We start from the raw sequence: 14,780 nt of genomic DNA, 5'->3' as shown, positions 1-14,780 counted from the left end.
TTGCCAGACTGAAGCATTTCCGCAGCATTGCGACCCGCTTTGAGAAACTGGCGCGGAATTTCAAGGCGATGCTTTTTATTGCCTGCACTCTCATCTGGGTTAAATTGAAATGAGGACACGCCCTAGCCTATCGAGACGCAACAGCACAATATTTAGTCCAATTTTCATTAAAAACTTCTATAGCTATTAACTCGTCTGTTTCCTCTTTTGAAAATGGCTTTTCTCCGCTTTTAATTCTTAAATAAGATTTGTCTAAGATCTTATTCTCTCGATCTAAAGATTTGATTGCATCATTTATATCACTTGCAGGTGCATTGCCTGCAACCAAGCCCAGTCCATCGACATAGGCAAATCGCTCCCCTACTGCAAAAAACTTCTTAAACCCGACATAAGCCCCAAATCCATTTTTCGCATTCATCTCTCCGCATAAAACTCCTCTATTGAGTCGTACATTTCTGAATTGGCTAGATTTAGGGCCCTTTAGTGATGAAGATACGAATTCTTTCAGTTCAGAAATTTTCGCCTCCTCCAACTCAGCCTCACTTGGAGAGCACCCAACTAAAAAACAAATAACAAAAATCGAGAACAGTAATTTCATATTAAACAATAGACTCTAAATTGATCACAAAGGGACACCACACAATCATTTCAATAAGCTAAAGATGCAGTAGTGCAGCCAGAAAAACCACATCTATAGTAATCGAATAAATATTATTTTTAAAACAATTCTTACTAATTTAATTTCTTAACTTAATTTTTCATCAAAAAGAAGTTTGCTTAACTTTGCTACACTACGCCCTCACCGCTGTCTGCGGTATTTATGGAATAAGTTATGACGTCTGCACCACCCGCCTCCCAACTACACTGGGAATTTGAGGGCCAGCCTCAGTCTTGCCTGTGGCGCTCAGAAAATGGCAGCCCGGCACCAAAGAAAGTTGTACTGGCGGACGACCGCATGTCGGCCGATACTGCCTACCGTCTGGCCTGCGAGGGCACGGCCTTGTTGTGGCAGGGTGATTACCACCAGGCCAGGCAAATGCTACAGGCACTGGGGCGGCGTATGGAGCGCAAAGCTGTACGCAAAAATACAAAAACTGCCGCCACGACCACGACCACCACGACCGCCGATATCACCCTGAGCTTTCATCAGCATCGCCAGGCGCAGGCGCAGCGCGCACGTATCCTCGGCATGGTACTGGTACCGGTCACGGCAGAGCTGAGCGTCCCTTTACGACGCGCGCCGGATGTACGACTGGCGCTGGAGCAGGCTGGCGCAACGACTGGCAGCACGTTTGCATTATCGCTGCGTGAATTGCTGGGCATCATAGGTGCGTTTGAATGGCGCAAGAATGGCGTGGACATTCCTACGCTGGGTGGCAAGATACATCCCTACTATGGCGTGTTTTCACCGATACGCGGCGAGTATGTGGACTTAGTCGCCAAAGCGCGTCTGCCAGTAATGGATCTGGCATTTGATATCGGTGTCGGCAGCGGCGTGTTATCAGCGGTACTGGCGAAACGCGGCGTACAAAAAATCATCGCCACCGATCAGGACCCGCGCGCACTGGCTTGTGCAGCCGAGAATTTGCACAATCTGGGATTGGCAGCACAAGTAGAATTGCTGCAAACCGATTTATTCCCGCCCGGTAAAGCCGGACTCATTGTCTGTAATCCACCCTGGCTACCGGCCAAACCCAGCTCCGCCATAGAATACGCCGTGTACGACCCTGACAGCCGCATGCTGCGTGGTTTTCTGGCTGGTGTAGCGGCCCATCTGACCGCACAGGGAGAGGCATGGCTGATTATGTCCGACCTGGCGGAACATCTGGGCTTGCGTAAGCCAGATGAGTTCTGGGGCTGGATAGAAGCGGCCGGACTGAAAGTCGCCGGTAAAATGGATATCAAGCCGCGCCATGGAAAATCCGTCGACCTCAGCGATCCCTTGCATGCCGCGCGCGCCAAAGAAGTCACGTCGCTGTGGCGACTGACTTTGCAGTAAGCCACACAAGCTGTTCAGCTGTGCAGCAGTGCCCCGCTTGCTGCCAGCCTGGCTAAACTGATCCCGATTTAATATTGATCACCAACACGATTGAATTCACCATGCTCAACAAACCCGCCCGTATACTGACCTTTAAATGCAAAAGCTGTGGTAAATCTGTGCAGGTCTTCCTGCAAAAAGTCTCAGCCTGCGCGCACATCTCCCCTTACCAGGGCATCTGCACCTGCGGCACAGTGATGAAACATGCAACAGGCAACAAAGAAGCGGTGGCGTCCTATCTGAGTTCCGATGCGGTCACCTGGTCGCATCACCACTAATGCGCCATTCTCAGTGTGCCGCAGCCCCTGAGCACGCAGCGCACTAAAAACAGCTCCAATTGAGCTGGTTTGCAGGCATTTAGCGCAATTTCAGCACCCCGGAACAGGAAAGTTTGGGGAAAGCATTTATAATCTACCGCTTTGCAGCAGTTTTTCTGGAAACAATGAAGGTATTTCGCGGACTTCCCAATGCAGCCTCCCGTGCGCCTTGCGCACTGGCAATAGGCAATTTCGATGGCGTGCATCGCGGCCATCAGACTTTGCTCGCCCATTTACGGCAGGCAGCCGACCGTCTGGGGCTGGAATCTGCGGTGATGACCTTTGAGCCGCATCCACGCGCCTTCTTCGCCCGCCTGGCCGGTGATTTGTCTAAGGCACCAACCCGCATCGCCAACCTGCGTGACAATATGAGCTCGCTGGAACAAGCTGGCGTAGACCGCGTGATTGTTGAGCACTTCAATACCCTGTTCGCCTCCTTGTCGCCAGAAGATTTTATCCTCAAGGTCCTGGTAGACGGTCTGCATGTGAAATGGCTCATGGTGGGCGAGGATTTCTGTTTCGGCGCGCGCCGGGCCGGTAATATCGCCACACTGGAAGAAGCAGGCAAACGCTATGGCTTCGAAGTCCAGACCCTGCCTGCAGTACAGAATAAGGGCGTCAGAATTTCGTCCTCGGCCGTGCGCAAAGCGCTGGCACAGGGCGATTTCACGGAAGCCAGCGAATTACTGGGCCATCCTTACCGGATTTCCGGCCATGTGATCCATGGTCAGAAACTGGGACGCACGATCGGGTTCCCTACCCTGAACCTGCGCGTTGCACATCACCGCCCTGCCACGACCGGCATATTTATCGTCAAAGTACATGGCCTGGCAGAGCAGCCTTTACCGGGTGTAGCAAGTCTGGGCGTACGCCCAACCGTTGATGACAGCGGCCGGGTCTTGCTCGAGACCCATGTCTTTGATTATACCGGTCATGCCTATGGCAAAATCGTGCAAATCGAATTCCTGAAAAAGCTGCGCGACGAAGAAAAGTACCATGATCTCGCGACACTGACCGCTGCGATCAACCGTGATGCGGAACAGGCACGTGCCTATTTTGATGCAGCATCACGCATTCCGGCCAGCAGTGCGACCGACCGAATTTGAAGCTCTGCCTGACTCAGTGCCCCTTTCGCCAGGCGTACAACAAACCACTGTGACATCAGCTGCGCTGAATCTACACCCTGGATTTAACGGCAGATGCTTAGACCAAATTAAAACATACAAAGAAAACCACCATGTCCGATCAGAAACCAGCAAAAGCTGCTAATAAATATCCGGTCAATATGACTGAAACGCCTTTCCCTATGCGTGGCGATCTGGCCAAACGCGAACCCAAATGGGTCAAGGAATGGCAGGATAAAAAAATCTATGAACGTATGCGTGCCGCATCAGCCGGACGTCCTAAATTCATTCTGCATGATGGTCCGCCATATGCAAATGGCGACATCCACATCGGCCATGCTGTGAATAAAATCCTCAAGGACATGATCATCAAAGCGCGCAGTATGGCTGGCTTTGATGCACCCTATGTGCCGGGCTGGGATTGTCATGGCATGCCTATCGAAATCCAGATCGAAAAACTGCATGGCAAAAATCTGCCGGTGAATGAAGTACAGTCCAAAGCACGCGCTTATGCCGAAGAACAGATCGCCCGTCAGAAGGCCGACTTCATCCGCCTGGGCGTGCTGGGTGAATGGGACAATCCTTACAAGACCATGAACTTCAGCAATGAAGCGGATGAAATCCGTGCGCTGGGTCAGTTGCTCGATAAAGGCTATGTTTATCGCGGCCTGAAACCGGTGAACTGGTGTTTCGACTGCGGCTCTGCGCTGGCCGAAGCCGAAGTTGAATATGAAAACAAACGTGATCCGTCTATCGACGTCGGCTTCCCGTTTGCAGAGCATGACAAGCTGGCGCAAGCCTTTAAGCTGGACAATCTGCCGCACGGCCAGGGTTACTGCGTGATCTGGACCACCACACCGTGGACCATCCCCTCCAATCAGGCCTTGAACATGCACCCGGACATCAGCTACGCGCTGGTGGAAACGGTACGTGAGGGCGCGCCGCTGTTGCTGATCCTGGCGCAGGAACTGGTGGAATCCAGCCTCGCTAAATATGAACTCGAAGGCAAAGTCATTGCGACCTGTAGCGGTGCTGATTTGGCAGAAATCCGCTTCAAACATCCGCTGTCCTCGCTACATGAAGGCTATGACCGTTATTCGCCAGTCTATCTGGGCGATTACGTGACGCTGGACAGCGGTACCGGTGTAGTGCACTCGGCACCCGCTTACGGTATCGAAGACTTCCAGTCCTGCAAAGCGCATGGCATGAAAGATGACGAGATCATCGCACCTGTGATGGGTGATGGCCGCTACGCGTCCAGTCTGCCGTTCTTTGCTGGCATGACTATTTGGGAAGCCTCCAAACCGATCTGCGATAAATTGCGCGAAGCCGGTGCGCTGTTCTCGCTGAAAATGTTTGACCACAGCTATATGCACTGCTGGCGTCATAAAACACCGATCATCTATCGCGCCACCTCGCAATGGTTCGCGAGTATGGATAACACGCCGAAAGACGGTGGCGCTTCATTGCGTGAAACTGCGCTCAAGGCCATCGATGAAACAGCATTCTTCCCAAGCTGGGGTAAAGCGCGCCTGCATGGCATGATCGCGAACCGTCCGGACTGGACTCTGTCGCGTCAGCGTCAGTGGGGCGTGCCGATGGCATTCTTCCTGCACAAAGAAACAGGCCAACTGCATCCACGCACCCCGGAATTATTGGAACAGATCGCGCAACGCGTTGCAAAAGAAGGCATCGAAGCCTGGCAGCATATAGAAGCCGCTGATCTGCTGGGCGATGAAGCAGAGATGTATGTGAAAAACCGCGATACGCTGGACGTGTGGTTCGATTCCGGCACGACACATTTCACGGTATTGCGCGGCTCACACAAGGCGCAATCTGCTTATCCGGCTGATTTGTATCTGGAAGGCTCAGACCAGCATCGCGGCTGGTTCCACTCTTCCCTGCTGACCGCCTCTATGCTGGATGGCCACGCACCTTACAAGGCCTTGCTCACGCATGGTTTTGTGGTGGATGGCGAAGGTAAAAAAATGTCCAAGTCCAAGGGCAATGTGGTGGCGCCGCAAAAAATCTCCGATACGCTGGGTGCAGACATCCTGCGTCTGTGGGTGGCATCAACGGATTATTCCGGCGAATTGTCGATCTCCGATGAAATCCTGAAACGGGTGACTGAGGCCTATCGCCGTATCCGTAACACCCTGCGCTTCCTGCTTGCGAACACGTCTGATTTTGACTTCAGCAAAGATGCCATACCGGTCGATGCGATGCTGGATATAGACCGCTACGCGATCGCTGATATGGCGCGTCTGCAGCAAGACATCCTGGCGCATTATGAGCGTTTTGAATTCCATCCTGTGATCGCCAAGCTGCAGTCTTACTGCTCTGAGGACCTGGGTGGCTTCTACCTGGATATTCTGAAAGACCGCTTGTACACCAGCGGTGTCAACTCAGCGGCACGCCGCTCTGCGCAAACGGCTATCTGGCATATCACCCAGGCGCTGCTGCGCCTGATGGCGCCGACCTTGTCGTTCACAGCCGAAGAAGCCTGGCAGTTCTTTGCGACCGCAGAGGCCTATCAGGATAGTAGCGAAACTATCTTTACCCAGACTTACTATCAGTTGCCAGCAGTAGCGGGCGCAGAAGAATTGCAGGCTCGCTTCGCCAGCCTGCGCGCGGTACGTGCCGATGTGACTAAGCAGCTGGAAGAAGTCCGGGTCGCCGGTGGTATCGGTTCTTCATTGCAGGCTGAGGTTGTGATCAAAGCCAGCGGTGATAAGTTTGCCGTGCTGAACAGCTTTGCAGATGATTTGAAATTTACCCTGATTACCTCTGCAGCCAGCGTAGAACAAGTCGCCAGCGAAGCGGAAGAAGCCGTCGTGGTCACGCCATCGAAGTACGAAAAATGCGAACGCTGCTGGCATTATCGTGCTGATGTAGGATCGCATGCTGAGCATCCTGGTCTGTGCGGACGTTGCCACAGCAATTTGTTTGGCCATGGCGAATCACGCCGCTTTGCCTAAAACGCGCAAAGTACAGACCAGGCTGAGCGTCGTCGCACAGGCGACACTCAGCCGCATGCGCTGCGTTGAACCTCGTTTTCAGCACACGTTCAGTCTTCCCCTGACCCGTTAACAGTGAATGGACTCCATCTTTCATGGCAAGTAAAAAATCTCCTAAACCTGTAGTGCGCAACTCCGGCTCAGGCGCTAGCCTGATCCCTTGGCTGGGGCTGGCGACCATCGTCATTCTGCTCGATCAGGTCAGCAAGATCACGATCACCAGACTGTTCGCTTATGCAGAAACACTGGCAGTAACTTCTTTCTTCAATCTGACACTGGTGTATAACAAGGGTGCGGCTTTCAGCTTCCTGGCACAGGAATCCGGCTGGCAACGCTATTTCTTCACAGCGCTGGGTCTGATTGCTTCGGCTTACATCATTTATTTAATGCGTCAGCATTCGGCCCAAAAATTGTTTTGCTGGGCGCTTGCGCTGATCATGGGCGGTGCGCTGGGTAATGTGATTGATCGTCTGCTGTATGGTCATGTGATTGATTTCCTGGATTTCCATTATCTGGAAACCTACCATTTCCCGGCCTTCAATCTGGCCGACAGTGCGATTTGTCTGGGTGCGGCTTTATTTATTCTGGACGAATTGCGCCGGGTAAAAAAATAAGGAGTTGCTATGCGTCTGGCTGGTAAAAAAATCGTACTCGGGCTGACCGGTGGTATCGCCTGCTACAAAGTGGCTGAGCTGACCCGAGCACTCGGCAAAGCGGGGGCTCAGGTGCAAGTCGTGATGACGCAGGCAGCGTGCCAGTTCATCACGCCAGTGACGATGCAGGCCTTGTCTGGCAATACCGTTTTCACCGATCAATGGGATGCGCGCATAGGCAATAATATGCCGCATATTGATCTGACCCGCGATGCAGACGCGATCGTGATTGCGCCTTGCAGTACCGATTTTCTGTTCAAACTCGCTCATGGCGCCTGCGACGATCTGCTATCCACTTTATGCATAGCACGCCCAGCCCATATTCCGCTGCTGGTGGCACCGGCGATGAATGTGGAAATGTGGCAAAACCCTGCAACCCAAAGAAACGTCGCACTGTGCCGCGCCGATGGCATACACCTCATGGGGCCTGCGGCAGGTGAACAGGCCTGCGGCGAGACCGGCATGGGTCGTATGCTGGAGCCGGATCAGTTACTGAGCGAAATTATTGCGTCCTTCCAGACTAAATCCCTGCTTGGTCAGCATCTGCTGATCACCGCCGGGCCTACATTTGAGCCCATCGATCCGGTACGCGGCATCACTAATCTGTCTTCTGGAAAAATGGGCTATGCCATCGCACAGGCAGCCTGGGAAGCTGGTGCGCAGGTCACCCTGATTTCCGGCCCAACTGCGCTGGCCACACCTTACGGCGTGAAACGGGTGCAGGTACAAACTGCACAGCAAATGCATGATGCGGTGATGGCAGCACTGAAACAGCAAACCCAGCAAGCCTTTATCGCGGTCGCCGCAGTGGCTGACTGGCGGGTCGCCAATGCGAGTACGCAAAAGCTCAAAAAAACTGGCGAGCACGATACACCGGTGCTGCAATTTGCACAGAATCCCGATATTCTCGCCAGCGTTGCCGCCCTGCCGGATGCGCCTTACTGCGTCGGTTTTGCAGCAGAATCCGAGAACTTACTGGAATATGCCGCGGCTAAGCGGGTCAGAAAAAATATTCCACTACTGGTCGGGAATATTGGACACCAGACTTTCGGTCAGGACGACAATGAGCTGGTTCTGTTCGACGCCCAAGGCGCGACCCAGCTACCCCGCGCCGACAAACAAACCTTGGCCATTGCGCTGATACAGGAACTGGCAAAACGCCTGCATGCCTGATGTTACGGCGGTACTGGCCTATCCGGTACCGTCTCTGTTCATTCACTCAGAAATAAGCAAGATACCTTACGATGAAAAATGTTGCCCTGAAAATCCTCGATGCCCGCATGAAGGATCATTTACCAAGCTACGGCACGCCTGGCAGCGCCGGCCTCGACCTGCGCGCCTGTATTGACGCACCACTGACCATACAAGCAGGTGAAACCGTGTTAATCCCTACCGGCTTAGCCATCCACATCGCCGATCCTGGCTATGCAGCGATGATCTTGCCGCGCAGCGGGATGGGACATAAGCACGGTATCGTACTGGGCAATCTGGTGGGTCTGATTGATTCCGATTATCAAGGACAATTAATGGTCTCTACCTGGAATCGCGGGCAAAGCGCATTCACACTGAATCCTATGGAGCGTCTGGCACAACTGATCATCGTACCGGTGGTGCAGGTAGGTTTTGAAATCGTGGAAGAATTCGGCGACAGCGAACGGGGCGAAGGCGGCTTCGGCAGCACTGGCAAGCATTAAACGCCAAGGCCCGCTGGATTTGCGGGCGACCGATTCAAATCACAGCGCCATGTATTGCAATTCCCGGTGAACAAAACACCTGAGTAAAAAAGCCAGACTCAATCTGGCTTTTTTCTTACCTCTTTATTTTTTTGCTTCTGCCCGCAGACTCACGCAGGATGGTGTAGTTCCACTCATCTTCATGGATACCATTGCCAGTATCCACGCTGACCAGAAAACTGTCATCTTCACCTTTCACCCTGCGCCCTGTGGCAACATGCTTTTTACTCACATCGCGCCGGTCATACACATCGACTTCGACATTATTACCATCCAAAGCAGCCGCTGACAGCACGGATTCGATTGTTTTTGTCGTGTATTCCAACACATAAAGTGGTGGTTTCGGTATGCCCATCGTCCGCTCCATTTCCTTTTTTCTTTACCCAGACTTTGCAGTCTAGTGCCAATCCTTGCCAAAACAAGAACAAAAACAATTATTCAACCTCGACTGCTTCCTGCGAAGCTTCCGGTGGCGTCGCATCACCCTCTGAGAATTCCAACTTAATCTGATCCTTCTCATCCAGATCGACCACGACCCGGCCACCACTGACCAAGCGGCCAAACAGTAATTCGTCCGCAAGGGCTTTACGTATCATGTCCTGAATCAGGCGCGCCATAGGACGTGCGCCCATCAGCGGATCAAAGCCTTTTTTGCCCAGGAACTTGCGCAAGCCATCGGTAAAGCTGGCTTCCACTTTTTTCTCGTGTAATTGCTCTTCCAGCTGCATGAGGAATTTATCTACCACACGCAGAATAATTTCTTCATCCAGAGCACGGAAACTGATGATGGAATCCAGACGGTTACGGAATTCAGGCGTGAACATACGCTTGATATCCGCCATCTCATCACCCGCTTCACGACTGTCGTTAAAGCCGATAGAACGCTTCTGCAGACTTTCAGCACCGGCATTGGTGGTCATGATGATGATCACATTGCGGAAGTCAGCTTTGCGGCCATTATTATCGGTCAGCGTGCCATGATCCATGACCTGCAACAGGATGTTAAACACATCGGGATGCGCTTTTTCTATCTCATCCAGCAGCAGCACAGCATGCGGCTTTTTGGTAATCGCTTCCGTCAGCAATCCGCCCTGATCAAATCCCACGTAGCCCGGTGGAGCACCAATCAGACGACTGACCGCATGGCGCTCCATGTATTCGGACATATCGAAGCGTATCAGCTCTATACCCAGTGTAAACGCAAGTTGTTTGGCAACCTCAGTTTTACCCACGCCGGTAGGACCGGAGAACAGGAAAGCACCAATCGGTTTGTCTGTTTTACCCAAGCCAGCACGTGCCATTTTAATACTGGACGCCAGCGCCTCAATCGCCGGATCCTGACCAAACACCACGTTTTTCAAATCGCGGTCTATGGTCTGCAACTTGGCCCTATCGTCCTGGTTCACAGTCTGCGGCGGAATACGTGCTATTTTTGCAATGATGTCTTCAATATCTGCCTTGCCTATGGTCTTTTTCTGCTTAGACTTAGGCAACACTCGCTGTGCTGCACCTGCCTCGTCAATCACATCGATCGCCTTATCCGGCAGATGACGGTCATTGATAAAGCGTGCCGACAATTCAGCAGCGGTAGTCAGTGCGGAGGCAGAGTATTTGACATTGTGATGCTCTTCAAACTTAGATTTCAGTCCACGCAGAATCTGTACTGTTTGCTCTACCGTCGGCTCATTCACATCAATTTTCTGGAAGCGACGTGACAAGGCATGGTCTTTTTCAAACACGCCACGATACTCGGTGTAAGTGGTCGCACCGATACACTTGAGCTGACCACTGGACAAGGCTGGCTTGAGCAAGTTAGACGCGTCAAGCGTCCCTCCGGAAGCAGAGCCAGCACCAATAATCGTGTGGATTTCGTCGATGAACAGTATGCCGTTCGGTGTTTCTTTTAACTGCTTGAGCACACCTTTCAGGCGTAACTCAAAGTCGCCACGATACTTAGTACCAGCCAACAAAGCCCCCATGTCGAGCGAATAAACGACAGCGTTCTGCAAGATTTCCGGCACATCGCTTTGCGTGATGCGCAAAGCCAGGCCTTCAGCAATTGCAGTCTTACCCACGCCTGCTTCACCCACCAGCAAGGGATTGTTCTTACGGCGACGGCACAGTATCTGGATCACACGCTCCACTTCACTGTCACGGCCTATCAAAGGATCGATTTTGCCTTCGGCCGCATGACGATTCAGATTCTGTGTGAACTGATCCAGCGGATTTTCCTTCGCCTGCGCGTCGGTCTGGCCTTCTTCGCCACCCTCATGGGATTTTTGCGGTTCCGCCGGACTGTCTTTACGTACGCCATGCGAAATAAAGTTAACGACGTCCAGTCGTGTCACCCCTTGCTGGTGCAGGTAATACACAGCATGCGAGTCTTTTTCACCGAAAATTGCAACCAATACATTGGCGCCATTCACTTCCTTCTTACCATTCGATGAGGATTGGACATGCATAATGGCGCGTTGTATCACGCGCTGAAAACCCAGTGTAGGCTGGGTATCAACCTCATTACTACCCGGTACTGTCGGCGTATTATCAGTGATGAAATTGGTCAGCGTTTTGCGCAAATCGTCGATATTCACGGCGCAGGCACGCATGACATCCGCAGCTGACGGGTTATCCAGCAGGGCCAGCAACAAATGCTCGACCGTGATGAACTCATACCGTGCCTGCCGCGCCTCGACAAAGGCCATATGCAAACTGACTTCTAATTCTTGCGCAATCATACTTCCTCCATCACACATTGCAGGGGATGCCCTGCCTTACGAGCGTGCGTCAAAACGAGTTCCACCTTGGTCAGCGCAATATCCTTAGAATAAACGCCACAAATCCCTTTTCCATCTCGGTGGACTTTGAGCATGATCTGCATCGCAGTTTCCCGGTCTTTATTAAAGTATTCCTGAACGATAGCCACGACGAACTCCATAGGAGTGTAGTCGTCATTCAACAAAATCACTTGGTACATAGAGGGCGGCTTGAGCTGTTGCGCCTGCCGCTCCAATATCGTACTGTTACCATGCTTATTTCCCATACGTCTATTCTAGTACGTTGATTCAATCTCGATGCAAATAATAAACGAGTATATCGCGCTTATTTCAACGCTGATCAAATGTTACCTGCTTTCTGTGCTTTTCACAGATGGTGATCAATTCCCAGAGATCAAGCTCGGCGATGCGAATGTTTTTTCGACAAAAACCCACAGTCAAATAAGCGTTTTACAGACAAATTAAATTAAAAATACAACAATACAACATCCTCCTTAAAAGTTTCTTGACTTTAGTTTTTTTTCCGCCAAGAATGACAATTGTTGGCAACATTAGTTCTATTTAGTCAACATGAAGTGGGCAAGTTTAGGGAGGGCTGACATTCCGTCAGGTTTCTTGCTTTTACGGCTCGTGTGATTAGTTTCTATTTGAAAGATGCATTATGGCAACAGGTACCGTCAAGTGGTTCAATGATTCCAAAGGCTTCGGCTTTATCACTCCGGACGACGGTGGTGAGGATTTGTTCGCCCACTTTTCCGCAATCCAAATGAACGGCTTCAAGACACTGAAAGAAGGTCAAAAAGTAACGTTCGAAGTCACGCAAGGCCCTAAAGGCAAGCAAGCTTCTAACATTCAAAATCCTTAATCTCTGATTAAGATTTTTTAAAAAACCCCGCTCTGCGGGGTTTTTTTTATGCCAGACTACAAAAAACTGTCTGCAATCCGTATTTATCGAGAGTCACTGACACTGAACAATGAAGCTCAGGCACAAATTCATACTGCTGGCCGTCATTCCATTGCTACTATCACTCGCAGGGATGGCTGTCACTGTGCTGTATCATGCGACCGCATTAGCAAAACAGCAAAGACTCACTGTCGAACAAGCGTATCTGCACAGCAAAGAAGCCGAGCTGAACCACTATGTCAATTTGGGTAAAGCGGCGATAGGCCAGCTCTACGACAGCAATGCCCCCCAGGCTCAGGACGATGCCAAGCGCATCCTGAAAGCATTGGAGTTCGGCAAAGATGGTTATTTTTACATTTATGATATGCAAGGCCAGAATCTGATGCACCCAAGACAGCCTGAACTGGTTGGGCGGAATCTTTGGGATTTGGCAGATTCTGATGGCAATTACACCATACGTAATTTGATTAGCGCAGCCAGGCAAGGTGGAGGACCGGTGCGCTACTTGTGGAAAAAACCATCGACCGATCAGATGGTGCCAAAACTAGGTTATGTCATCCCGCTGGAAAAATGGGGCTGGATGCTGGGCACAGGCATCTACCTTGACGATGTAGAAGAAGCGCTGCATAAAATCGATGTACAGGTTGAAAAAAACATACATACCACCTTGCTTGCAATTGCGGCGATCGCACTGTTTTTTTCGATACTGGCTACCTTGTTCGGCCTTGCTATTAACATCAATGAGTCCAGAGTGGCAGAGGCCAAACTGAAAGTGCTGACTCACAGCGTAGTACGTTCCCAGGAAGACGAACGTGCGCGTTTGTCACGCGATCTGCATGATGGCTTGAGTCAACTGCTGGTGTCGACTAAATTACAGGTCGAGTCAGGTATCGCCAAAATCAAGGCTGGCACCAGTACAGGCCAGACCGCAGAAGTCTCACTCGAACGGGCAGTCAGCCAGCTTAACGAAGCATTGGGTGAGGTCAGGCGCATCTCCCATGACCTGCGACCGGCTTTACTCGATGACCTGGGACTCATTGCAGCATTTGAACACCTGTGTGAAGAATTTGAAAATGCGACAGGCTTACCCGTGCAATGCCACTTCAGCGGTGACATGCAGAACTTATCGGAGATCAGCAATACCAGTCTGTTCCGGGTTGCACAGGAAGCACTGACTAACATACACAAACACGCACAAAAAGTTAATTCAGTTGAAATGGAATTGACAGCTGACAAACATTATGTAAGGCTTAAAATTGCCGATAATGGCAACGGATTTGATCTGCAAGGCATCACCAACCATCCCAAGCGCGGCATAGGTATCAGCAATATGCGCGAGCGCCTGGCAACGGTTGGTGGTCAGCTCAGCATCGAGTCAGATACAACGGGAACACGCGTCATTGCTCAGATACCGAACGGAGACCTTTAATGCATCCTAGAGCAACCATCAATTTATTACTCGTGGATGATCATCCGCTAGTCAGGGATGGCCTGAGAGCGAGACTGGAGACGGTTTCCCATTTCTACATAGTCGGCGAGGCTGCGAATGCCCAGGATGCGCTGGCGATTGCGGGCAGAGCCAAAACCGATCTGGTGCTGATGGACATTAATCTGGGCACGGCCAATGGCATCAGCCTGACTTCCCGTTTTACTCAGGAATACCCGCATATCTCAATTATCATGCTGTCTATGCACGATAAGGCCGAATACGTGACGCAATCCATACAAGCAGGCGCGAAGGCCTATGTGTTAAAAGATGCACCAGCCGAAGACATCATCAACGCCATAGAAAGTGTGACTGCCGGCGGTACCTATTTCAGCGCTGGTCTGCGTAAGTCAGATGAAAACGGCGCGAATCAGGTACTGACTCAACGCGAACTCTGCGTGCTCAAAAGCATTGCAACCGGCAAATCCAACAAGCATATCGCACAGGACCTGGGGCTCAGCGTGCGTACCGTAGAAACCCACAGGCTCAATATCAAACGCAAACTGAATATCGAAGGTCAGGCTGATCTGATCCGTTATGCACTGAGCCAGACAGATTAGAGATCGCTGCTGCACTCTGTGCGTTCACAATAAAAAACCAGCAACAAGTGAAGTGACCCCATTTAGTTGGACAGCTTGATAGTTACGTGGCCAAGGGCTGATTCCTGTATTGAACAGGACTCAGCCCTTTTAATTTCAGTTTTATACGGTCATGATTATAGTAGTGGATGTAGT

At 51.3% G+C, this 14,780-nt stretch carries 15 protein-coding genes and 1 pseudogene; 11 read left to right on the top strand and 5 right to left on the bottom strand.

The window, feature by feature from the left end:
• A pseudogene (locus H8K47_RS17660) lies at positions 1 to 113 on the top strand (IS5/IS1182 family transposase); the annotation flags it as partial.
• Positions 114 to 127: 14 nt separating this feature from the next.
• Here H8K47_RS17660 and H8K47_RS17655 read toward each other — a convergent pair.
• On the bottom strand, positions 128 to 598 hold the full coding sequence (locus tag H8K47_RS17655) for a hypothetical protein (protein WP_186882673.1): 471 nt from the start codon (positions 596 to 598) through the stop codon (positions 128 to 130).
• 234 nt (positions 599 to 832) lie between these two features.
• On the opposite strand from H8K47_RS17655, the gene H8K47_RS17650 reads away from it, so the two are divergent.
• From H8K47_RS17650 to dut, 7 genes are all read left to right on the top strand, one after another.
• Positions 833 to 1,999 carry a methyltransferase gene (locus tag H8K47_RS17650; protein WP_186882672.1) on the top strand — a complete coding sequence of 389 codons (1,167 nt, stop codon included), beginning with the start codon at positions 833 to 835 and terminating at the stop codon, positions 1,997 to 1,999.
• Positions 2,000 to 2,100: 101 nt separating this feature from the next.
• Positions 2,101 to 2,316 carry a hypothetical protein gene (locus H8K47_RS17645; RefSeq protein WP_186882671.1) on the top strand — a complete coding sequence of 72 codons (216 nt, stop codon included), beginning with the start codon at positions 2,101 to 2,103 and terminating at the stop codon, positions 2,314 to 2,316.
• Positions 2,317 to 2,480: 164 nt separating this feature from the next.
• Positions 2,481 to 3,461 (top strand): bifunctional riboflavin kinase/FAD synthetase, encoded by a 981-nt coding sequence (locus tag H8K47_RS17640; protein ID WP_186882670.1) that lies wholly within the window; start codon positions 2,481 to 2,483, stop codon positions 3,459 to 3,461.
• 131 nt (positions 3,462 to 3,592) lie between these two features.
• Positions 3,593 to 6,457 carry an isoleucine--tRNA ligase gene (ileS, locus tag H8K47_RS17635; protein WP_186882669.1) on the top strand — a complete coding sequence of 955 codons (2,865 nt, stop codon included), beginning with the start codon at positions 3,593 to 3,595 and terminating at the stop codon, positions 6,455 to 6,457.
• A gap of 134 nt (positions 6,458 to 6,591) precedes the next feature.
• The gene (gene lspA / locus H8K47_RS17630) at positions 6,592 to 7,110 is read left to right on the top strand and encodes a signal peptidase II (RefSeq protein WP_186882668.1); all 519 of its coding nucleotides are present in this window, start codon (positions 6,592 to 6,594) and stop codon (positions 7,108 to 7,110) included.
• Between the two features lie 9 nt (positions 7,111 to 7,119).
• A complete protein-coding gene (gene coaBC / locus H8K47_RS17625; protein ID WP_186882667.1) occupies positions 7,120 to 8,322 on the top strand; it encodes a bifunctional phosphopantothenoylcysteine decarboxylase/phosphopantothenate--cysteine ligase CoaBC in 1,203 nt (400 codons plus the stop codon).
• A 71-nt stretch (positions 8,323 to 8,393) separates the two neighbouring features.
• Entirely contained in the window at positions 8,394 to 8,843 is a 450-nt protein-coding gene (gene dut / locus H8K47_RS17620; protein WP_186882666.1) for a dUTP diphosphatase, read from the top strand.
• A 115-nt stretch (positions 8,844 to 8,958) separates the two neighbouring features.
• Here the strand turns inward: dut and H8K47_RS17615 are convergent, their stop codons facing one another.
• The 3 genes from H8K47_RS17615 to clpS all read right to left on the bottom strand — a co-directional run bounded on the left by H8K47_RS17615 (position 8,959) and on the right by clpS (position 11,922).
• On the bottom strand, positions 8,959 to 9,237 hold the full coding sequence (locus H8K47_RS17615) for a hypothetical protein (RefSeq protein WP_186882665.1): 279 nt from the start codon (positions 9,235 to 9,237) through the stop codon (positions 8,959 to 8,961).
• A 79-nt stretch (positions 9,238 to 9,316) separates the two neighbouring features.
• Positions 9,317 to 11,617 (bottom strand): ATP-dependent Clp protease ATP-binding subunit ClpA, encoded by a 2,301-nt coding sequence (gene clpA, locus H8K47_RS17610; RefSeq protein ID WP_186882664.1) that lies wholly within the window; start codon positions 11,615 to 11,617, stop codon positions 9,317 to 9,319.
• Positions 11,614 to 11,922, bottom strand: coding sequence for an ATP-dependent Clp protease adapter ClpS (gene clpS, locus H8K47_RS17605; protein ID WP_186882663.1), 309 nt, complete (start codon positions 11,920 to 11,922; stop codon positions 11,614 to 11,616). Before clpS ends, clpA begins: the two co-directional genes overlap by 4 nt.
• Positions 11,923 to 12,317: 395 nt before the next feature.
• On the opposite strand from clpS, the gene H8K47_RS17600 reads away from it, so the two are divergent.
• The 3 genes from H8K47_RS17600 to H8K47_RS17590 all read left to right on the top strand — a co-directional run bounded on the left by H8K47_RS17600 (position 12,318) and on the right by H8K47_RS17590 (position 14,606).
• Positions 12,318 to 12,521, top strand: a complete 204-nt coding sequence (locus H8K47_RS17600; protein ID WP_162021162.1) for a cold-shock protein — start codon at positions 12,318 to 12,320, stop codon at positions 12,519 to 12,521.
• A 109-nt stretch (positions 12,522 to 12,630) separates the two neighbouring features.
• Positions 12,631 to 13,989, top strand: coding sequence for a cache domain-containing protein (locus H8K47_RS17595; RefSeq protein ID WP_186882662.1), 1,359 nt, complete (start codon positions 12,631 to 12,633; stop codon positions 13,987 to 13,989).
• Entirely contained in the window at positions 13,989 to 14,606 is a 618-nt protein-coding gene (locus H8K47_RS17590; protein WP_186882661.1) for a response regulator, read from the top strand. The genes H8K47_RS17595 and H8K47_RS17590 overlap by 1 nt, the downstream gene beginning before the upstream one ends.
• Positions 14,607 to 14,688: 82 nt before the next feature.
• Here the strand turns inward: H8K47_RS17590 and H8K47_RS17585 are convergent.
• Positions 14,689 to 14,780: IS3 family transposase (locus H8K47_RS17585; protein ID WP_186881635.1), on the bottom strand; the 92-nt coding region annotated here is incomplete at its 5' end.

This window comes from Cognatundibacterium rugosum, from assembly GCF_014284365.1.
Lineage (GTDB): Bacteria > Pseudomonadota > Gammaproteobacteria > Burkholderiales > Burkholderiaceae_D > Undibacterium > Undibacterium rugosum.
This window is presented reverse-complemented; position numbering and strand designations above follow the sequence as displayed.